This window comes from Zoogloea sp. LCSB751, assembly GCF_002028455.1.
Taxonomy (GTDB): Bacteria; Pseudomonadota; Gammaproteobacteria; order Burkholderiales; family Rhodocyclaceae; genus Zoogloea.
Window position 1 is genome coordinate 94025 of the sequence record NZ_MWUM01000015.1, and the last position, 20858, is coordinate 114882.

Sequence of the window (20858 nt, forward strand, 5' to 3'; positions counted from 1 at the left end):
ATGGCCGGCTCCGGGCCCGGAGCCCACCGCCGGCCAAACTGCCCTCTTGAGGAGGTTGGGGATCTCTTACAGCTTCTGCTTGCTCTCGTTGCCGGGGATATACGGGCTCCACGGCTGGGCGCGGATCGGGCCCTTGGTCTTCCACACCACGTTGAACTGGCCATCGGCCTTGATCTCGCCGATGAAGACCGGCTTGTGCAGGTGGTGGTTGGTCTCGTCCATCTTCAGCGTGAAGCCGGACGGGGCCTTGAAGGTCTGGCCGCCCATCGCCGCGATGACCTTGTCGGTGTCGGTGGACTTGGCCTTCTCGACGGCCTGGGCCCACATGTGAATGCCGACGTAGGTGGCTTCCATCGGGTCGTTGGTGACCACGGTGTCGGCCTTCGGCAGCTTGGCCTTCTTGGCCCAGTCGCGGTACATCTTGATGAACTTGTCGTTGTCGGGGTTCTTCACCGACATGAAGTAGTTCCACGCCGCCAGGTGGCCGACCAACGGCTTGGCATCGACGCCGCGCAGCTCTTCCTCACCCACCGAGAAGGCCACCACTGGCACGTCCTTGGCCTTCAGGCCGGCGTTGCCCAGTTCCTTGTAGAACGGCACGTTGGAGTCGCCGTTGATCGTCGAGATCACCGCGGTCTTCTTGCCCTCGCCGGCGAACTTCTTGATCTTGGCGATGATGGTCTGGTAGTCGGAATGGCCGAAGGGGGTGTACTCCTCCATGATGTCCGACTCGGCGACGCCCTTGCTCTTGAGGAAGGCGCGCAGGATCTTGTTGGTGGTGCGCGGATACACGTAGTCGGTGCCGAGCAGCACGAAGCGCTTGGCCGAGCCGCCTTCCTTGCTCATCAGGTATTCCACCGCCGGAATGGCCTGCTGGTTGGGCGCCGCGCCGGTGTAGAAGACGTTCTTCTCGAGCTCCTCGCCCTCGTACTGCACCGGGTAGAACAGCAGGCCGTTGAGTTCCTTGTAGACCGGCAGCACCGACTTGCGGGACACCGAGGTCCAACAGCCGAAGGTCACCGCGACCTTGTCCTGGGACAGCAGCTGGCGGGCCTTCTCGGCAAACTTCGGCCAATCGGAGGCCGGATCGACAACCACCGGCTCGAGCTTCTTGCCGAGCACGCCGCCCTTGGCGTTGATTTCCTCGATGGTCATCAGCGCGGTTTCCTTGAGTGCGGTCTCGGAGATCGCCATCGTGCCGGACAGGGAGTGCAGGATGCCGACCTTGATGGTGTCGGCCGCATAGGCGCTGGACGCGATGCCGCCCATCGCGGCGATGGAGGCGGAGATGACGGCAGCCTTGAGGAAGGAACGACGGTTTTGCATCGATGACTCCTTGGTATCAGTTGGGTTTGGCTAATGCGGTGCAGCAATGGAACGCAGATTACGGAGCCCACCCCATACCCGGAATACGTCAGATTGCGTAGGTCCTGCGCAGTCCTCCGCCAAACCCGTAGAGGCTCACCGTTGCTGGCGCTGCGGCGAATGCCCTCCTATAACGCATGCATGGCCCCGACCAATCCCCAGGAGTCCTTCATGCCGCGCATCCTCGTCTTCTCCGGCAGCAGCCGCCGGGAATCCCTCAACCGCAAGCTGGTCAAGGTGGCCGCGCAAGCCCTGACTGACCTGGGTGGAGACGTCACGCTGATCGAACTGGCCGACTACCCGCTGCCGATCTACAACGGCGACCTGGAAGCGGCCGAGGGCATCCCGCCCGCCGCCCGCAAGCTGAAGGCCTTGTTCAAGGAACACCATGCGCTGGTGATCGCCTCGCCGGAGAACAACTCGTCGGTGAGTTCGCTGCTCAAGAACACCCTCGACTGGATCTCCCGCCCCGATGGCGACGAGAGCGGCCTCGTGCCCTACCGGGACAAGATCGCCCTGCTGCTCGCCGCCTCGCCGGGCGCGCTCGGTGGCATGCGCGGGCTGAAGCACCTGCGCGATTCGCTGGAAGGCCTCGGCGTGCTGGTGCTGCCGCAGACCCTGGCGGTCAGCCACGCCGACCAGGCCTTCGACAAGGACGGGCAACTGGACGAAGCCCGCAGCAAGACCTTGCGCAATCTGGCCGGCAAGCTGCTGATCGTCAGCGGCGCGCTGGAAGGCTGACGGCGGGCCGGCCGGGCTCGGCTAGAATCGGGGCAACTCATTCAGGATTGCCCGGCGCACCGCCATCAACGGGCGCCGGCACGCGCACGCCATGTTTGCTCCGTCCCGCCCGATCTATCCCGTCGCCGGCATCCGTGCCATCGAGGCGCTGGCCATCCCCGACGCCGAACCCCCGTTGATGGAACGCGCCGGCGCGGCCGCCGCCCTGCTGGCCGCCCGCCTCGCCACCGGCGCCGGGCCGGTGCTGGTCGCCTGCGGGCCGGGCAACAACGGTGGCGACGGTTTCGTGATGGCCCGCCTGCTGCATGCGGCCGGGCAGCGCGTGGAAGTCGCCTTCGCCGGCGACCCGGCCCGCCTGCCCGCCGATGCCGCCGCCGCCCACGCCGCATGGCTGGCCGCCGGCGGCACGACCCACACCGAGCTACCGCCCGCCCCGCCGGAAGGCTGGGCGCTGGTGGTGGACGCGCTGTTCGGCATCGGCCTGCAGCGCCCTCTCGAAGGCCGCTACGCCGACTGGATCGATACCCTCAACGCCCAGCCCTGCCCGCGCCTGGCGGTGGACATCCCCAGCGGACTCGATGCCGACAGCGGGCGCCGCCTGGGCCCCTGCTTTGCGGCGACCCACACGATCACTTTCATCGCCCTCAAGCCCGGCCTGCTGACGCTGGACGGGCCCGACCAGTGCGGTGAGGTCCACCTCGCCCCCATCGACGTCGCGGCGGAAGTACTGGCCCCAGCGCCCGGCCGCGAGATCTCGCCGGCCCTGTTCGCAGCCCGCCTGCAGCCGCGCCTGCGCAACAGCCACAAGGGCAGCTACGGCGACGCCGCGCTGATCGGCGGCGCGCCGGGCATGGTCGGTGCCGCCGTGCTGGCCGGGCGGGCGGCCGCCCACCTGGGCGCCGGCCGGGTGCTGCTCGGCCTGCTCGACCCGGGCGCGCTGGCGGTGGACATCCTGCGCCCGGAGCTGATGTTCCGCGCTGCCGCGGAGCTGCTGGCCGACCCCGCCATCGGCGCCTTCGCAGTCGGCCCCGGCCTGGGCCAGTCCGATGCGGCCCGCGCCCTCGTGCACGACGCGGTGCGACTGGCCGTACCGCTGGTCCTCGACGCCGACGCCCTCAACCTGGTGGCCCGCGACGCCGAACTGCAACAGGCCGTCGCCCGCCGCAGCGCGCCGACGCTGCTGACGCCCCACCCCGCCGAAGCCGCCCGCCTGCTGGCATGCACGACACCCGAGGTGCAGGCCAACCGGCTCGCCGCCACCATCCGGATGGCTGCACAGCTCAATGCGTGGGTCGTGCTGAAAGGCTGCGGCAGCGTGGTCGCCAGCCCCGACGGCGCCTGGTGGATCAACACCAGCGGCAACCCGGCGATGGCTACCGCCGGCATGGGCGACGTGCTGAGCGGCATCCTCGCCGCGCTGCTGGCGCGCGGCTGGCACGCCCGCGATGCGTTGCTCGCCGGCGTGCATCTGCACGGCCTGGCCGGCGACGCGTGCTGCGCGGAACTGGACCTGGACTGCGGCCTGCTCGCCGACGAAGTCGCCCCCGCCGCACGGCGCTGCTTCAACCGCTGGATCCGCGGCGAGGCCTGATCCACCGCATTTCCACGCCAGCCTGACAACAGGATCCGTCAGCCCGACGGAACCTCGGCGCGCCAACGTACACCAATGCCGTTCCATCTGCTTCCGCCAATCCGCCCAACTCTGTGACTCACCCTCCTCAACGCCCCCTGCTTGGCATCGGCCTGGCCCTGCTGGCCGTCGTGCTGTTCTCGACGCTCGACGTGTTCACCAAGTACCTCAGCCAGCGCTTCCCGGTACCGCTGCTGGTGTGGGCCCGCTACACCGTACACCTGTTGCTGATGGTGGTCTTCCTCGGCCCGCGGCTGCGCAGCCGCCTGTTCGTCACCCGCCATCCGATGCAGCACGTGCTGCGCTCGGTGCTGCTGCTGATCACCAGCCTGGGCGGCGTGGCCGCCTTCCAGCGCATGCCACTGGCCGAAACCACGGCGATCATCTTCGCCTCGCCGGTGATCGTCGTGCTGCTGGCCCGCCCGCTCCTTGGCGAGCGCATCGGCGCGCTGCGCTGGCTGGCGGTGCTGCTCGGCTTCGGCGGCGTACTGATGGTGGCCCGGCCAGGCAGCGGACTGGTGGCCGACGGCGTGATCTACGCGCTGGTGGCGGCCGGCGCGTATGCGCTGTATCAACTGCTGACCCGCCGCATGGCCGCCACCGAGAGCCCGGTGACGCTGCTGTTCTACACCGCGCTGATCGGCTGCGGCGCGATGAGCCTGGCAATCCCATGGCTGGACCACGGCCCCACGCCGTCCGGCACCGATTACACCCTGATGGCGCTGATGGGCCTGCTCGCCGGCAGCGGCCACTTCCTGCTCACCCGCGCCTTCCGCGAAGCCCCCGCGTCGCTGCTGTCGCCGATGCTGTACGGCCAGCTGCTGTGGTCCACGCTGTTCGGCTGGCTGGTGTTCACCCACTTGCCCGACGCCGTCGCGCTGGCCGGCATGCTGGTCATCGGCACCGCCGGCGTACTGATCGCCGTGGACAGCCGGCGCCGTAGCAGCACCTAGACTTGCCAGCGCCGATGCCAGTAGGGGCGAATTCATTCGCCCGCAGAGCATGCTGAACCGACTGAGGGCGAATGAATTCGCCCCTACGGCGTGGGCCAGCGCCCCCAAACGAGGCCTCAGCGCGCCTTGAGCGCCTCGACGGCCGGCGGATAGCGGCCGGCGGCGGAAGCCTTCAGCCAGCGCAGGGCCTCGTCCGGGTTGCGGGCCTGGCCGGCGCCGGTGTCGAGCATCACCGACAGCGCGTACTGCCCTTCCGCGTCGCCGGCCTCCGCCGCCTGGCGGAACAGGCGCGCGGCCTCGTCGAGATTGCGCGGCACGCCGCGGCCAGCCTCATGCAGCCAGGCCAGGCGGGTCAGCCCGCGGGGGTCGCCGGCGTCGGCAATCGCCCGGTAGGCAGTCACCGCATCCGGCAGGCTGCCGTCCGCCTCCAGCCGGCGGGCCTGGGCCAGCCGCTTGTCCGCGGCACTCACCGGACGAGCCGCCGGGCCGTCGAGCACGGCAAGCTGCGCGGCCGCCTCGTCGTCCCCCAGGTCGACCGCAACCTGCAGCCAGTGCCGCGCGCCCACCCGGTCCGGCGCACCAAGCCGGCTGGTCTGCAGGGACGTGCCCAAGCGCAGCGCCGCATTGCGACTGCCGGCCAGGGCGGCCTTCTCGTAACGCCGCCGCGCCTCGGCGCCATCCTTCGGCTCGCCGAGCCCGTCCTCGGCCAGGATGCCCAGGTTGAACCAGGCCTCGCCCATCCCCTTGTTGGCCAGTGCCGTCCAGATCTGGCGGGCTTCGATGTAATGGGCCATCTTGAACTCGGCGTAGCCCTTGTAGAGACCGATGGCCGGCTTGCGCACGATCTCGGCCAGTTCATCCTCGTCGAGGAGTTCCGCGTGGACCATGTGCGGGCCTGCCGTTACGCACAGGCAAAGGGCCAGCAGAGGCCGGCGGATGGCGGCTGAAAATTGGGGCATTGTTGTCTCCGTTGATTGTTGTAATGGCGCCACCGCATTGTGCATGAAACAGGCAAAACTCACGGACACCCGGATTTAAGCCAGAAAAACACAAAAAGCGCTTGACGAGTCTTAAGCTCATTCCTATAATGCGCTCCTCAACTCACCGGGCGGTTAACTCAGCGGTAGAGTGCCACCTTCACACGGTGGAAGCCACTGGTTCGATCCCAGTACCGCCCACCAGAATTCAGCAAACCAGGCGCCTCCGGGCGCCTGGTTTCGTTTACGTCGGTGAATGCTTCGTGATCTACACGCAAGCGCCAATATCCTCACACCGGGCAGGGACTAAGCCAGGTCACGGGGCGGGAAAAATCCGATACTCCGGCCATGTATTCCCCTCTCCTGTCGCCCCCGCAGCGGGTGTCGCCAGCGGCCCGGTTCGTCACCTGCATCCTGGGTCTGCTGGCCTTGTGCCTGCTCCTCCACTGTCCGCCGAGCCTCGCGGAAGGCGGGCTCACGCGCTTCCAGCTCGGGACCGACCTGGGCTACGCCGCCTTCGTAGACGACAGCGGCGCCAAGACCATCGAAGACATCGCGAAGTTGCCCGACAGCGCATTCACGCCGGTAGCCGGCGGGCTGGCCCTGAGCTACACGCGCAACACGGTGTGGTTGCGCTTCGCGCGCCCGCCGGGGAACGGCCCCTGGTGGCTCGAACTGCAGCCCGCGGTGCTCGACTCCGTACGACTCTACGAGAAGGACTCCGGACGCTGGAAGATGCGCCAGGCCGGCGACCGCCTGCCCTACGGCGACCGGGAACTCGCCCATCGCCTGTTCGCCTTCCAACTGGCGCCGGCTGCCATACCGCAGACCTATGTATTCCTGCGCATCGAGACAACGAGCTCCCTGTACCTGATCGCCAGCCTGCGCACACCGGAAGCCTTCATCGAGGACGCCGAAAACGGCGGGCTGTACTGGGGCCTGTACTTCGGCGCGCTGATCATCGCGCTGCTGTTCATGCTGGCGATGGTGGCCATCAACCGCAGCCGCCCCTACCTGGCCCTGAGCGTGGCGCTACTGCTGAACGGGCTCCACGTCGCCAATTCCCAGGGTTTTCTGGCGGGCTCCCTGTGGCGTGAGCACCCGCAGTGGGGCGATACCAGCATCGGCATCCTGGCGCCGTTGGCTGTTGCCAGCATGCTGTGGACCCTGCGCGAATTCGTCATCCGCATCAGCGCACCGCGCTGGCTCGACCGTCTCTACGTCCTGGCCACCGTCTACTGCGCACTGATTCCGGCAAGCCTGCTGATCGAACACTACGGCCCGCTGATCCGCATCGCGCTGTTCCTCAACCTGGCGGCCAGCATCGCGGCCCTGACGCTGCAGCTGCGTCGCGTCGTCGCGTCCCGCAGCCGCGCCGACGGGGTGCTGGCGCTGGCCCTGTTCCTCTACCTGTGCGGCCTGCTCAGCGGTGTGCTGCCGCTGCTCGGTCTGATCCCGGCATCGCCACAGCTGCTGGTGCTGCGCAACGGCCTGTTCGTCCTGTTCGCGCTGCTGGCCGGCGGCGCCCTGCTGCATGAAGTCCGCCACACCTACTGGAATCTGCTCGCCGAAAAGACCCGCGCCCTCGAAACCGCCAACCAGACCGAGAGACTGCTGGAATCCTGCGTGGCCGACCGCACGCGGGCCCTCGCCGTGGCCAACGACAACCTGGCCAACCGGCAAGCCCTGCTGCAGCAGATCCTCGACACCTCCTTCGTGGCGATCTTCCTGGTAGGCCGGGACGGTCGCATTGCGCTCGCCAACCGGCGCATGGCCGAGATGTTCCAGCGACCGATGGAAACCTTGGTCGGCAGCGACTATGCGGACCTGGTGCTGGCCTCCGAACGGGAGCCGGCCCGCCAGCGGGTGCAGGCCATGCTCGCCAACGAGATCCCGGTGGTGGACTTCGACCGCCGGTACCAGCGCGCCGACGGCAGCGTGTTCTGGGGTCATCTCACCTGCCGGCCCTTCGACAAGGCCACCGACGCCGGCGTGATCGGGGTGATCGCCGACATCAGTCAGCGCAAGGAGACCGAGGACCACGAACGCTTCCGCAGCCAGATCCTCGAGATGCTGGCCGGCGGCGCCCCGCTGCAGCAGATCCTGACCGTCATGGTCACCGGCATCGAAAGGCTGCACCCCGGCGTGCGCAGCAGCATCCAGCTGCTCGACGGCGAAGGCCGGCGCTTCCACAAGGGCATCGGCCCCAGCCTGCCGGACTTCTTCAACGCCTCCTGCGACGGCCTGGAGATCGGCATCGGCGTCGGCTCCTGCGGCACCTCCGCCTTCACCGGCGAACGCGTCATCGTCGAGGACATCGCCAACCATCCCTACTGGGCGCCATACCTTGATCTGGCGGCGCGGGCCGAACTGGGGGCCTGCTGGTCCCAACCGATCCGCTCGTCTTCCCACCGCGTCCTTGGCACCCTGGCGATCTACCATCGCACGGCGCATTCGCCGACAGGCGCCGACATCGCGCTGATCGAACAGATGGCCCGCCTGGCCAGCATCGCCATCGAAAAAAGCCAGGCCGAGACCCGCCTGCGGGAAAGCGAAGAGCGCTACCGCCTGCTCATCGAATCGAGCGCCGAAGGCATCTGCGTGGCCCAGGACGGCTTCATCCGCTTCTGCAACCCGGCCTTCGCCGGGCAGCTCGGCTACAGCGAGAAGGAACTGCAGACGCAGCCCTTCGGCGACTTCGTCGTCGCCACCGACGACGGGGCCCGGGTCTTCCGCCCCGACGCGGGCGAAGCCGGCAACGGCAGTCCGGACCACCGCCACTCGATCCGGATTCGCACCCGCCACCGGGGCGTGCGCTGGTTCGACGTGGGCAGTGCCGGCATCCACTGGAACGAGCAGGCCGCCACCCTCAATTTCTTCATCGACATCACCGAGCGCAAAGAGGCCGAAGATGCGCTGCGCGAGAGCCGGGTGTTCATGCAGCACATCCTCGACTCGGTACCCAACGAGATCGCCGTGCTCGATCACGCCGGCATCATCGTGATGGTCAATGAAGCCTGGCGGCAATTCGCCACCCAGAACAGCGCCCAACCCGGCCATTGCGACGCCAGTACCGGTGTCGGCGCCAGCTACCTGGACGTCTGCGGCAGCAGCCCCGACCCCCTCACCGACGCCACTGCCGGCACCGCCCACGACGGCATCCGCGGTGTGCTCGACGGCCGCCTGCCGACCTTCAGCCTGGAATACGCGTGCCATGCGCCGCAGCAGGAGCGCTGGTTCACGATGACCGCCACCCCCCTCGGCGGTGGCCGCCGCGGCGCGGTGATCGTTCATAGCGACATCTCGGAGCGCAAGCGCATCGAGGAGCAGATCCGCAAGCTCGCCTACTACGACAGCCTGACCCAGCTCGCCAACCGGCGCCTGCTCCACGACCGCCTGGCCCAAGCCCAGGCCGCCAGCAAGCGCAACGGCGAATACGGTGCGTTGATCCTCCTCGACCTGGACAATTTCAAGCCCCTCAACGACGAGCACGGGCATGCGGTCGGCGACCTGCTATTGATCGAGGTGGCGCGCCGCCTGAGCCGCAGCGTGCGGGCAGTGGACACCGTGGCCCGCCTCGGCGGCGACGAGTTCGTGATCGTCCTCGGTGGCCTGGATGCCGACCAGGACGTGTCCCGCCTCGAAGCCATGGCCATCGCCGAGAAGATCCGCCAGGCCCTGGCCCGCCCCTATCTGCTGCCCCTGCAGGACGACGGCGGTTCGATCACCATTGAACACCGCTGCTCGTCGAGCATCGGCGTGGCCCTGTTCCAGGGCCTGAGCAGCAGCCAGAACGAGATCCTCAAGTCCGCCGACATCGCCATGTACCGCGCCAAGCTGTCCGGACGCAACGCGGTCCACCTGTACGAAGCCATTCCGCTGCCGGCCGAGAACCTCACGGGTGGCAGTGGCAGCGCCGGCTAAGCGGCCTCCACGGACGGGTGGACAGCCCCTCCGCTGGGGCGAATTCATTCGCCCGCGGACTTCGGACTACCGGCTGAGGGCGAATGAATTCGCCCCAACGACCTCTCCCTTCCCGTCCCCCATCCCGTCCAGCAGCCCCGACACCCGCAGCACGCGCCGCTCGACGGCGCGTTCCAGCACCTTCGAGGCCGGCGCATCGGCCAGCGTGAACCAGCGCCTGGCGCGGGTGATGCCGGTGTAGACCAGCTCGCGGGTCAGGATCGGGTTGAGCCCGTCTGGCAGCACCAGCGCCGCGTGGGTGAATTCCGAGCCCTGGGATTTGTGCACCGTCAGTGCATACACCGTCTCGACGGCCTGCAGGCGGCTCGGCAGCACCCATTTGACGCCCTGGCTGCCGTCGCCGCTGGGGAAGGCCACCCGCAGCTGGGTGCCGCCGCCTTCCAGCGGCAGCGCCAGCGTGATGCCGATATCGCCGTTCATCAGGCCGAGGCCGTAGTCGTTGCGCGTCACCAGCACCGGCCGGCCCCCGTACCAGCCTTCCTCGGCCGGGATCAGCCCGGCCTCGTGCAGCCAGCCGGCGATGCGCCGGTTGAGGCCTTCGACGCCCCACTGGCCGCGGCGCAGCGCGCACAGCAACTGGAACTGGCCGTGGGCCGCGAGCACCTGCAGCGCCCAGGCGTCCAGCTCCGACTGGGATGCGTCGGCAGCCGGGCGCCCATCCGCCATCTGGCGCAGGAAGTGCCGGTAGCCGCGGGGCCGCTCGCCATCCGCCGCGGCCGGCGCGCCGTTGTCGCCATCCACCACCAGCCGGCGCAGCGCGGCCTCGCCTTCGCCGCCGAGCGCGATGCGCGCCAAGTCGGCGTAACCCTGCGCGAACACACCGGCGACACGGTCCACCGCGCCGTCGTTCACCGCCGCCGCCAGCTGGCCGATGCCGCTGTCGCCGCTGAAGCGGTGGCTGTGGCGCAGCATCGCCACGGCCTGGTCCAGCGGCGTGCCGGCGGCGTCGATCAGTTCCGCGCCCATCGACTCGCAGGTGGCCGCCTCCAGCCAGGCGCGGCTGTCCGGCGTGTAGTGGCCTTCGCGGGCACGCCGGCACAGCTCGCCGAGCACCGCACCGGCCTCCACCGAGGCCAGCTGGTCCTTGTCGCCGAGCAACACCAGTCGTGCCGACGACGGCAGCGCGGCAAGCACGGCGGCCATCATCTCCAAGTCCACCATCGACGCCTCGTCCACCACCAGCACCTCGAGGGGCAGCGGATTGCCGGCGTGGTGACGGAAATGGCGGGTGTCCGGCCGGCTGCCGAGCAGGCGATGCAAGGTCGTCACCGCCACCGGGATCGCCGCCCTCACCTGCTCGCCGGCCGGCAGCCCATCCAGCTTGAGCTTGGCCACCGCGCCGGCGATGGACTCGTTGAGGCGCGCTGCCGCCTTGCCGGTCGGCGCCGCCAGGCGGATGCGCAGCGGGCGCTCCGGCCGCTCGGCCAGCGCCAGCGCCTGCAGCACCGCCAGCAGGCGCACCACCGTCGTCGTCTTGCCGGTGCCGGGGCCACCGGTGACGATCGCGAAGGCGCTACGCGCCGCCAGCGCGCAGGCCAGCTTCTGCCAGTCCGGCCCGGCCACGCCCGACGACGGCGGGAACAGCACGTCCAGCGCCGCACGCAAGGCATCCAGCGGCAAGTCGTGCTGGCGCCCGGCCATGGCGGCCAGGCGCTGGCGGATGCCGTCCTGCACGTCCCGCTCGTACTGCCAGTAGCGGCGCAAATAGATGCGCTGGCCGACGCGCACGAGCGGCGTATTGCCCACCTCACCGCCAGGCCCGCCGCCAACGAGCAGCGGAAAATCCAGCGCCACCAGCCACTGCGCCACAGTCAGGCCGTCGAGCACATCGGCGGGCAGCGGCGGCAGCTCGGCCCCGTCCGCCTCGCCGGCCCCTTCGGGTGGCAGGGACAGCGCGAAGCCCGGATCGTGCAGCGTGTCGCCCAGGTCCAGGCAGGCATGGCCGCGGCCGAGCTGGTGGCTGGCCAGTGCGGCGGCGAGGATCAACAGCGGCGGCGCAGTCGGCGCCTCGCGCTGCAGGAAGTCGGCGAAGGCCGCATCCAGCGCCCGCAGCCAGCCCTGCTCGGCCCAGCGCGCCAGCAGCGCCTTCATGGCGGCCGGATCGTCGTAGGTGCGGAAAGTCATGCGGCCTCCTGGCGGCGGGCGCCGGCGAACAGTGCGTCGAGGGTTTCGATCAATGCCCGCGGCGGACGCTCGGCGTGGATGCCGCGGCTGGGGGCGCGGCTGCCGCGCAGGAACAGGTAGAGCGCGCCGCCCACGTGGCAGTCGTAGTCGTAGTCCGGCAGGCGCAGCTTGAGCAGACGGTGCAGGGCCAGCAGGTAGAGCACGTACTGCAGCTCGTAGCGCTCGGCCAGCACCGCGTCGCGCATGGCCTCCGGCGTGTAGGCCGCGTCGTCGTCGCCGAGGCGGTTGGACTTGTAATCCACCACGTAGTAGCGCCCATCGTGCTCCACCAGCAGGTCGATGAAGCCCTTCAGCATGCCGTTGAGCTGGCCCTTGTCGAGCACCGGCCGCGCCGCGCCGCCGAGGGTATGGCTGCGCACCAGGGCATCCAGCGCCGGCAGGTCCACGTCATGCACGGCAATCCAGAACTCCATCTCGGCAACGCAGTTGGCGAGGCCGGCCAGGGTCAGCGGGGACGCAGCGCCGTCGCCATCGACCAGCGGCAACTGCAGGTAAGCCAGCATCCAGTCGGTGAGCCGGTCGATCCAGCGTTCCCAGCCGCGCGCCGCGCAACGCCGGGCGATGGCGTCGCGCAGCAGGGCCGGCGTTGCGACAATGCGGGCGAAACCCTGCCCGGCCGCCCATTCGAACAGATCATGCAGGAAGGTGCCGACCGCCGCGCCGCGCGGGAAATCGTGCAGCCCACCCCCGGCGGCCTTGCCGGCCGCCGGCACCGGCGCATCGGCGCGGGCCGTGGCGGCCTCGTGGAAGACGTCCTCCGCCGGCGTGTCCGGCCCCTGCCCGGCGGCGCTGTGCAGCGCCGAGTAGCTGGCGATCCACCAGCGCTCGCGCACCGCGCGTAGCGGCTGACGCGCGGCCCCTTCGACGAGTGCCGTGTCGCGGGCCTGATAACGCTCGTCGCTGGCTTCCGGATCGTCGAGCAGTGCAATGCCGTCGGCTGCAGCCAGCTCGGCCAGCCCTGTATCGAGCCCACCGCCGAGCAGATAGCCGAGGGCGCTGCGCTCCAGCCCGTCCAGCGCCGCGGTACCGACCCAGGTGGCGTAACGGGCGCGGGTCAGCGCCACGTAGAGCTTGCGCAGGTCTTCACCGAGGCGCTCCCGGTCGGCCAGCGCCAGCTGCGCCGGGTCGTCGCCCTGCAGGGCCAGTTGCAGCTGGCCGTCGGCGTCGTGCCACTTGAGCGGCAGGTCGGTGGATTTGGTGGCGCGGAAGCTGCACGCGAAGGGCAGGAAGACCAACGGGTATTCGAGGCCCTTGGACTTGTGGATGGTCACCACCTTCACCAAGTCGGCATCGCTTTCCAGGCGCACCTGGCGGGTGTCGCCGCCGACCTTGTCCTCCCGGCGCTGTTCGGCCAGGTGGCGGATCAGTGCGTGCTCGCCGTCGAGCAGCAAGCTGGCCTGCTGCAGGAGTTCGGCCAGGTGCAGCAGGTCGGTGAGGCTGCGCTCCCCCGCCCCGCCGCCGGCCAGCAGGCGCGCCGGCACGCGGAAGTCGTTGAGCAGGCGGCGCAGCATCGGCAGCACGCCCTGGCGCCGCCAGCATTCCCGGTAGGCGCGGAACTGGTCGATACGTTCGTCCCACGCGGTCTCGTCCCGATTGAGGCCGTCCAGCTCGGCCCAGTCCAGGCCCAGCGTCGGCGTGGCCAGCGCGGCGCGCAGCAGGCGGCCGTCGTCCGGCTCGGCGCAGGCGGACAGCCAGAGCTGCAGCTCCACCGCCTCCGGGCGCCGGAACACCGACTCCTTCTCCGACAGGTACACGCTGCGCACACCGCGTGCCGCCAGCGCGTCGCGGATCGCCGTGGCCTCGCTGCCGCTGCTGACCAGCACTGCCATGTCGGCCGGACGCAGCCCACGCCCTTCGCCCTTACCGAAGAAACCGGCCTGGCCCTGCTGGCCGAGCTTGAGCAGACGCACCATCTCGCTGGCGCAGACCGCCGCCATCGCGGACACGTAGTCGCTCTTCGACAGCGCCTTGCCATCCGCCTTGGGCGGCAGCCGCCACAGGTTCAGCGCCGGCAGTTCGGCGCCTTCCGCCTGCAGCACGTCGTCGCGGCCATTGGCCTCGGCGGGCAGGAAGGGCACCGGGTTGCCGGCGTCGCTACGGAACAGGAAGGCGCCGGCCCCGCCGTCGCGCTCCTCGGCCAGCGCGAAGCAGCGGTTGGTCGCCGCCACCATCGCGTGGGTCGAGCGGAAATTGCGCCGCAGCGTGTAATGCCGGCCGGCGGTGGCGGCGCGGGCCGACAGGTAGGTGTAGATGTCGGCGCCACGGAAGGCGTAGATGGCCTGCTTGGGGTCGCCGATGAGGATCAGCGCGGTGCTGTCGTCGTTGGCCGCGACGCGATAGACCGCGTCGAAGATGCGGTACTGCACCGCGTCGGTATCCTGGAATTCGTCGATCAGCGCCACCGGAAACTGCTCGCGGATCACCTGGGCCAGGCGCGGGCCGTTGGCGCCAGTCAGCGCCGCGTCGAGGCGGGTCAGCAGGTCGTTGAAACCCATCTTGGCGTGGCGGGCCTGCTCCGCAGCAAAGCGCTGCGCAACCCAGCCAGCGGCATGGCGCAGCACGTCGTCGCGGGCGTCGGGCAGCGCGGCGAGCTGGGCCTGAAGGCCGGCGATGGCCGCCAACGCCGGATGCCCGGGCACCGGCGCCTTGTCCGTCTTCCACACCTCCGCCATGCCGTCGGGCGTCAGGCGCGTCCAGCCGGTGTTGAGCACCGGGCCGAGCTGGGCCGGATCGTCCCGCCAGGCGGCCAGCGCATCCAGCCAAGTGTCGTAGTTGTTCTTCTTGAGCCTGGTTCCGTTGATGTGCCTGGCATCGCGGGCAGCGTCGAGCACGGCGCGCAGCTCCTCCACCCAGTCGCGCCACGGCGCTTTCAGCAACGCCAGCTGGCGCCGCTTCTCCGCCTCGGCAGCCGCCACACAGGCCGCCGGCGCCGCCGCCTCGCCCAGCAGGTCGGCGTGCAGCAGGAGCTGCTTCACCTCACCCTGCAGCGCCTCCGGCGACACCCACCATCCATTCACCGCGCGGGCCGCCTCCACCTCCAGCGGGTACATGAAGCTGCGCCAGTAGTCGCGCACCACCTCGGCCAGCAGCTCGTCCTGGTTGGTTTCGAGGGTCTGCGTAAACAGGCTGTCGCTGTCGAAGGCGTGCTCGCGCAGCATGCGGTTGCACCAGCCGTGGATGGTGGACACCGCCGCCTCGTCCATCCACTCGGCGGCCAGCTGCAGCTTGCGTGCGCAGCCGGGCCAGACTTCCGGCGGATAGTCGGCGCGCAGGTCGTGGAGCAGGTCCTTGCCGGGCTCCTTGTCTTCCACCGTGGCCGGATCGGCGAGGAAGTAGCCGGCCGCCTCGGCCAGGCGGGCGCGGATGCGGTCGCGCAGCTCCTTGGTGGCCGCGTCCGTGAAGGTGACGACGAGGATCTCCGGCGGCGTCAGCGGGCGCCCGAAGGCGGCGCCGTCGCCACCGTGGCCGAGCACCAGGCGCACGTACAGCGCGGCGATCGTGAAGGTCTTGCCGGTGCCGGCGCTGGCCTCGATGAGGCGGCTGCCGGACAGCGGAAAGCGCAGCGGCGCGAGGTCCGCGGGGGTCGAGGAAATCGGGCTCATGCTTGCTCTCCGCCGGCGGCGGCCTTGTCTTTCTTCTTCACAAAGGTGGCGAGGTAGAGCGGACGCAGCAGGCTGGTCGCCAGCCGCGCGAAGTCGCCATCCTCCACCAGCGCCGCAAAGCTGGGCCAAGCCCGCTGCAGGTAGGGGCTGGAGCCCAGTTCGCCGTCGCTCTGGTAACCGTCACCCTCGTAGGCCGTAGTGGCGTCCTTGCGGGCCTTGTCCATGGCTTCCGTATCCTCGCTGGGGGCGTGCTTCAGCCACGCGAAGGCGGTCTTCACCGCCAGCGGCAGCGGGCGGCCCTGACCGTCGAGCCACGCGGCCAGCAGGTTCTCCAGGTGATGGCCGGCCTCCTTCGGGTCCAGCGGCTCCAGCTCCACGCTGCCGGCCTTGCTGACCACCAGCGTGGTCAGCGGCCCGCCAGTAACCGTCACGTGGGCCGCCAGGTGGGCGACCCAGTGGCGGACCAGGTGGTGACGCTGGTACTGGCCCTTCTTCACCACGTCGCTGCTCTCCAGCACCACGCGACCACGCTTGCCGTCGGCGTCCGTGCGGATGCCGGCCAGCCAATCCTCCACGCGCAAACCGGTGTCCTTGCTCTCGTAACGCAACTCCTCGTCTTCGTCCGACTCGTCCGGCCAGCGGGCCAAGCCGTCTTCGTAACGCTCGAACAAGTCTTCCATCGGCTTCGCCAGGTCGGCGGCCATCAGCTCGGCGAAAGCCGCGGCGGGCAATTCGCCGCGCCGGCGCAGACGGGCCAGTCCGTCCTCCAGCGCCTGGGCCCGGTCCTCGCCGGCATGCACGGCGGCGGCCTGCAGGCCGATCAGCTCGTTCCACAGGCTCCAGCGCTGCAGGCCGTCCAGGTCGAAGGGTTCCTGGTCGTCGCTGGCCGGGTCGTCCATGTCGAAATCCACATGCAGGCGCTGGCGGAAGAACTGCTTCACCGGATCGCGCAGAAAGCCGCCCAGGTCGGCCAGGCGCAGCGGCTCGTCGCGCTGAAGCGGCGGCAGTTCGCCACCCGCCGTGGGCCGGTCGTCGGCGATGCGCCACTCGTTGGCGTAGGTGAACAGCGGCCCGTGCTGCGGGTCGGCCGGGAAGTAATCCGGGCTGAAAGGCTGCAGGCGGTGCTCGACGGTCAGCGCTTTCAGCAGCGCGTCCTTGTCGCCCTGCTCCGCCCCGGCCAGCCGCCAACCGGCGGCAAGGTGGTCGCGCAGCTGGCCGACCAGTACGGACGGAGGACGCACGGTGTTGTCGTTGATGCTGCGCCCGACCCACGAGATCAGCAGGCGCTCCCGCGCCGACAGCAGGGCTTCGAGGAACAGGTAGCGGTCGTCCTCGCGGCGGGAACGGTCGCCGGGGCGGTAGTCGCGCCCCATCAGGTCGAAGTCCATCGGCACGCGGGTGCGCGGATAGTCGCCGTCGTTGAGGCCGAGCAGGCAGACCTGGCGGAAGGGGATCGCGCGCATCGGCATCAGGGTCGCGAAGGTCACCGAGCCGGCGAAGAAGCGCTGGGACAGGCTGCCATCGTCGAGCTGGGCCAGCCAGTGCTCGCCGACCACCGCCAGCGGCAGCGGATCGTCCAGGCGGGCCTGCTCGCAGGCCTGCTGCCAGGTTTCCAGCGCCGCATCGAGTTGCTGCAGTGTGAAAGCATCACCGCTGTCCTCGGCGTCGAAGAAGTCGGCCAGCAGCTGGCGCAGGCGCTGGCACCAGTCGGGCACGGTGGCCGGGCTGGCGAGTACGCGCCAGCTCGCCTCCAGGCGGTCGAGCAGCGTGGCCAGCGGCCCGAGCAGCGCAGCATCAAGGCCGCCGATCTCGTCGTAGGGCTCGATGTCCTGCCACGCGCCGCCGGTGCCGCCCACCGCGTAGCCGAGCAGCATGCGGCGCAGGCCGAACAGCCAGCTGTTGCCGTCCAGGGCGACCGGCAGTTCGAGGCTCTGCCGGTGCTCGGCGTGCAGGCCCCAGCGTACGCGGGCGCCGTGGATCCAGCGGTGCAGCAGCGGCAGGTCGTCCTCGGCGATGGCGAAGCGGCGGCGCAGGGCCGGCACTTCCAGCAGGTCCAATACGTCGCTGACCGCCACCCGCGAAGTCGGCAGCCCCAGCAGCTTGTCGATGGCATTGACCAGCGGATCGTGCTGGCGCCGCCCCTGGTCGGCGATGCTGAACGGGATGAAACGCGGATCGCTGGCGTCCATCAGCCCGAACACCGCCTGGATGTGCGGCGCGTAGGCGTCGATGTCCGGCACCATCACGATCACGTCGCGCGGGCGCAGCGTGGCGTCGGCGTTGAAGGCGGCGAGCAGCTGATCGTGAAGGATTTCCACTTCCCGCTGCGGGCTGTGGACGATGTGGAAACGGATCGAGTCGTCGTCCGGGGCCACCGCCGGCCAGCGGGCCTGCGTCTCGGCCAGCGGGCGCAGGTCGCGGACGTCGTCCTGCAGCTGGTTGAGCAGGCGCGCCTGGCCGTGGGGCGCGAACAGGTCGATGCGCTGGCGGATGTCCACGAAGTGCTGCAGGTAGCCTTCGCGCGCGGAATCGCTGTCGTGTTCGTCGAGCAGGCCGATGAAGTCGCGCCCCTGCTTGCCCCACGCTGCCAGCAGCGGATGGGCGTGCAGGTGCAGGTTGTCCTCCGACACCTCGGCGGGCATGCCGGCACGGCGGCGCTGGCGATTGTGGGTGGCGCGCAGCAGGTCCTTGTCGGCGACGATATCGGCCCAGAAGTGCTCGCAGGGGTTATGCACGCACATCAGCACCTGGGTCCACCGGGACAGTGCGGCCAGCACTTCGAGGGACTGGCGCGGCATCGCCGAGATGCCGAAGATCATCACCCGGCGCGGCAGCCCGACAGGCCGGCCGGCGTCCTCCGGCCACGCCTCGACGCGGCGCAGGAAGGCCTCATGCACCGCCGCCCGCCCCTGCCCGGCCAGCGCCCCGCCGTCGCCGGCGGCCGCCACGTCATCGAGCAGCGCGCGCCACAGGCTGGCCTGCCAGCGCTGCTCGTCGGGCAGCGGCGGACGCTCGCCGTTGGCGCGGATCAACACGTCCTCGCCGTCCGCCCAGGCGGCCAGCCAGTCGGCGCGATACACCTGGTACTGGTCGAACAGGTCGGCCAGCCGCTCGGCGAGCTGGAAGCGCTTGCGCAGGTCGGCGTCGGAAGCCAGGAAGCGGCGCAGCGGCGCGTAGTCCGGCGCCGCCATCACGCCCGGCAGCAGGCGCATCAGCCGCCACACCAGTAGCGGCTTGTCGAAAGGCGAACTCTCCGGCACCGCATCGAAGCCCAGCACGGCCCGGTAGGCCTGCCACAGGAAGCGCGACGGCAGCGACATGTCCAGCCCCGCGGCAATGCCGCAACCGCCGCCGAACTCCCCGTCGGCATCCTCGGCCAACGCCAGGCGCAGCCACTGGGCGATGCCGTTGCTATGCACCAGCAGGGTCTCGGTTTCCAGCGGCGCCAGCGGATAGCGCCGGCTCCACGTGACCAGCAGGTCACGCAGCGCTTCGGGGTGGTTGCCATGGACCAGCATCAGGCCGGTGGGCAGCGGATTGGCGGTCAAGGAGGTCTCCGGGGGATTGATTCGACTGCGAGCTTGCGCTTGGGCTGTGACACGGTGGGGTTATCAACCTGTAGGGGCGAATTCATTCGCCCGCGGACTTCGATCAAGCGACTGCGGGCGAATGAATTCGCCCCTACAGCTATGGCGCCGATTGAAGCACAGGCGTACGACACGCACTGTCGCACGTCCGAAACACCTGCCGCCCTCAGGCCAGCATGTCGGCCCAGATGTTGCGGGCCCAGGCCAGCGCGTAGCGCCCTTCCTGTTCGCTCGCCTCGGTAGACACGCCACCGGCGCCGGCCACCGGCAGCACGGTGCGCTGGGCCGCGTCGTACTGGTGCACCGAGCTGACGTGGATCACGTGGCTGGCATCGACGAAGCTGTAGCAGGTGTTCATCACCACCGGCGCCGGGTTGGGCGCCTCACCGGCGAGCAGGCGGAGGATCGCCGCCGCCGCCACCTTGGCGTGCTGGTTGGCCATGTGGCCGGACTTGGGCATGGTCGGTGCAGGGAAGATCGCGTCGCCGAGCACATGCACGCCGGGCGTATTCACCGACTCGAAGGTCAGCCAGTCGATGTCCACCCAGCGGCCGTTGAGCAGCTTGAGGCCGGCCTGGGTAGCGATGGCGCCGGCGCGCTGCGGCGGCACCACGTTGAGCACGTCGGCCTGCACGTTCTCGAAGTCCAGCAGCGCCGTGCGGCTCGCCGCATCCACCTCGCGCAGCGCGCTGTTGGGGCGGTATTCGAGGATGCCTTTGTAGCGGGCGAAGGCCTGCGTGAACAGCGCCTTCTTGGAGATGATTTCGGCGTTGGCGTCGAGCACCAGCACCTTGGACTTCGGCTTGGCACGGCGGAAGTAGTCGGCCACCACGCAGGCCCGCTCGTAGGGCCCCGGCGGGCAGCGGTACGGCGCCAGCGGGATGGTCAGCGCATACACGCCGCCGTCGGGCATGGCTTCCAGCTGCGCGCGCAGCGCGACGGTCTGGGCGCCGGCCTTCCAGGCATGCAGGATGCGCGCGCGGGCGGCTTCGGAGTCCAAGCCCGGCACCTGATCGAACTGGAAATCGACGCCCGGCGACAGCACCAGACGGTCCCACGACAGTGTGCCGCCGTCCGCCAGGCGTAGCGTGCGCGCCGCCGGGTCGATGGCGGTCACTTCATCCTTCACCACCTTCACGCCCCAGGTGTCGCGCAGGCCCTCGTAGCCCAGAGTAATGTCGGCGAGAGTCTTCACGCCGCCGAGCACCAGGTTGGAGATCGGGCAGGAGATGAACTGGGGATCGCGCTCCACCAGGGTCACATCCACCGCCCCGCCGCTCCACATGCGCAGATACTTGGCGGCCGTCGCGCCGCCGTAGCCGCCGCCGACCACCACCACGTGGGCGCGGGGCTTGGCCGCCAGCGCCTGGCCGGACAGGCCCGGCAACAGCAGCGCACCACCGGCCAGCCCGGCGGACTTAAGGAAATCGCGTCGCTTCAGCATGCCCGGCCCCCTACTTGCGGGCGGCGAAATACGCCGCGATCAGTTCGAGCTGGGCTTCGCTGTAGCCCTTGGCGATCTGCGGCATGATCGTCGCCGGCCGCGTGCCGCTGCGGAACTCGCGCAGCTTCTGCATCAGCTCGGGCGCCGGCACGCCGGCCAGCACGGGCATCGTCGCATCGGGCCGGGCGTAGCCGTCGGTGCCGTGACAACCGGCGCAGGTGGCGGCCAGGTTGCGGGCCAGGTCGGGGTCGGGGCTCGCCGCGGCCTGCGCCGTCGTAGCCAGGGCGAACAGCAGGCCGAGGACAGCGTGCCTTGGGGACGGCGTCATCGTTTCTCCTTGTCGAGGCGGCCGACGCAGGGGGCGATCGGCAAGCCCGCCATTGTTCCCCGC

11 protein-coding genes and 1 tRNA gene are annotated in these 20858 nt (G+C 69.8%); 5 read left to right on the top strand and 7 right to left on the bottom strand.

Annotation, left to right across the window (positions count from 1 at the left end):
* Window positions 1-66: 66 nt before the first annotated feature.
* Window positions 67-1326, bottom strand: coding sequence for an urea ABC transporter substrate-binding protein (gene urtA, locus B4920_RS16755; protein ID WP_079435779.1), 1260 nt, complete (start codon window positions 1324-1326; stop codon window positions 67-69).
* A 210-nt stretch (window positions 1327-1536) separates the two neighbouring features.
* On the opposite strand from urtA, the gene B4920_RS16760 reads away from it, so the two are divergent.
* The 3 genes from B4920_RS16760 to B4920_RS16770 all read left to right on the top strand — a co-directional run bounded on the left by B4920_RS16760 (window position 1537) and on the right by B4920_RS16770 (window position 4689).
* Complete coding sequence (locus tag B4920_RS16760; RefSeq protein WP_079435799.1) at window positions 1537-2106, top strand: NADPH-dependent FMN reductase; 570 nt, start codon at window positions 1537-1539, stop codon at window positions 2104-2106.
* A 91-nt stretch (window positions 2107-2197) separates the two neighbouring features.
* On the top strand, window positions 2198-3697 hold the full coding sequence (locus tag B4920_RS16765) for an NAD(P)H-hydrate dehydratase (protein ID WP_079435780.1): 1500 nt from the start codon (window positions 2198-2200) through the stop codon (window positions 3695-3697).
* 113 nt (window positions 3698-3810) lie between these two features.
* Complete coding sequence (locus B4920_RS16770) at window positions 3811-4689, top strand: DMT family transporter (protein ID WP_088179487.1); 879 nt, start codon at window positions 3811-3813, stop codon at window positions 4687-4689.
* A gap of 116 nt (window positions 4690-4805) precedes the next feature.
* Here the strand turns inward: B4920_RS16770 and B4920_RS16775 are convergent, their stop codons facing one another.
* Window positions 4806-5648 carry a tetratricopeptide repeat protein gene (locus B4920_RS16775; protein WP_079435781.1) on the bottom strand — a complete coding sequence of 281 codons (843 nt, stop codon included), beginning with the start codon at window positions 5646-5648 and terminating at the stop codon, window positions 4806-4808.
* A gap of 147 nt (window positions 5649-5795) precedes the next feature.
* On the opposite strand from B4920_RS16775, the gene B4920_RS16780 reads away from it, so the two are divergent.
* Window positions 5796-5870: transfer RNA gene (locus tag B4920_RS16780), tRNA-Val, on the top strand.
* Between the two features lie 144 nt (window positions 5871-6014).
* Window positions 6015-9590, top strand: a complete 3576-nt coding sequence (locus tag B4920_RS16785) for a PAS domain S-box protein (protein WP_079435782.1) — start codon at window positions 6015-6017, stop codon at window positions 9588-9590.
* Between the two features lie 66 nt (window positions 9591-9656).
* Here the strand turns inward: B4920_RS16785 and recD are convergent, their stop codons facing one another.
* The 5 genes from recD to B4920_RS16810 all read right to left on the bottom strand — a co-directional run bounded on the left by recD (window position 9657) and on the right by B4920_RS16810 (window position 20795).
* The gene (gene recD, locus B4920_RS16790) at window positions 9657-11774 is read right to left on the bottom strand and encodes an exodeoxyribonuclease V subunit alpha (RefSeq protein WP_079435783.1); all 2118 of its coding nucleotides are present in this window, start codon (window positions 11772-11774) and stop codon (window positions 9657-9659) included.
* On the bottom strand, window positions 11771-15436 hold the full coding sequence (gene recB, locus B4920_RS16795) for an exodeoxyribonuclease V subunit beta (protein WP_079435784.1): 3666 nt from the start codon (window positions 15434-15436) through the stop codon (window positions 11771-11773). The genes recD and recB overlap by 4 nt, the downstream gene beginning before the upstream one ends.
* Complete coding sequence (gene recC, locus B4920_RS16800; RefSeq protein WP_254050969.1) at window positions 15433-18984, bottom strand: exodeoxyribonuclease V subunit gamma; 3552 nt, start codon at window positions 18982-18984, stop codon at window positions 15433-15435. The genes recB and recC overlap by 4 nt, the downstream gene beginning before the upstream one ends.
* A 205-nt stretch (window positions 18985-19189) precedes the next feature.
* Complete coding sequence (locus B4920_RS16805) at window positions 19190-20467, bottom strand: NAD(P)/FAD-dependent oxidoreductase (protein ID WP_079435785.1); 1278 nt, start codon at window positions 20465-20467, stop codon at window positions 19190-19192.
* 10 nt (window positions 20468-20477) lie between these two features.
* The gene (locus tag B4920_RS16810) at window positions 20478-20795 is read right to left on the bottom strand and encodes a c-type cytochrome (RefSeq protein ID WP_079435786.1); all 318 of its coding nucleotides are present in this window, start codon (window positions 20793-20795) and stop codon (window positions 20478-20480) included.
* Window positions 20796-20858: the final 63 nt, after the last annotated feature.

What these genes read in the sequence shown, in the direction of transcription:
- B4920_RS16805 (WP_079435785.1), bottom strand. Translation starts at nt 20,467, where the DNA reads ATGCTGAAGCGACGCGATTTCCTTAAGTCCGCCGGGCTGGCCGGTGGT.
- urtA (WP_079435779.1), bottom strand. Translation starts at nt 1,326, where the DNA reads ATGCAAAACCGTCGTTCCTTCCTCAAGGCTGCCGTCATCTCCGCCTCC.
- B4920_RS16775 (WP_079435781.1), bottom strand. Translation starts at nt 5,648, where the DNA reads ATGCCCCAATTTTCAGCCGCCATCCGCCGGCCTCTGCTGGCCCTTTGC.
- B4920_RS16785 (WP_079435782.1), top strand. Translation starts at nt 6,015, where the DNA reads ATGTATTCCCCTCTCCTGTCGCCCCCGCAGCGGGTGTCGCCAGCGGCC.
- B4920_RS16765 (WP_079435780.1), top strand. Translation starts at nt 2,198, where the DNA reads ATGTTTGCTCCGTCCCGCCCGATCTATCCCGTCGCCGGCATCCGTGCC.
- recB (WP_079435784.1), bottom strand. Translation starts at nt 15,436, where the DNA reads ATGAGCCCGATTTCCTCGACCCCCGCGGACCTCGCGCCGCTGCGCTTT.
- recD (WP_079435783.1), bottom strand. Translation starts at nt 11,774, where the DNA reads ATGACTTTCCGCACCTACGACGATCCGGCCGCCATGAAGGCGCTGCTG.
- B4920_RS16760 (WP_079435799.1), top strand. Translation starts at nt 1,537, where the DNA reads ATGCCGCGCATCCTCGTCTTCTCCGGCAGCAGCCGCCGGGAATCCCTC.
- B4920_RS16810 (WP_079435786.1), bottom strand. Translation starts at nt 20,795, where the DNA reads ATGACGCCGTCCCCAAGGCACGCTGTCCTCGGCCTGCTGTTCGCCCTG.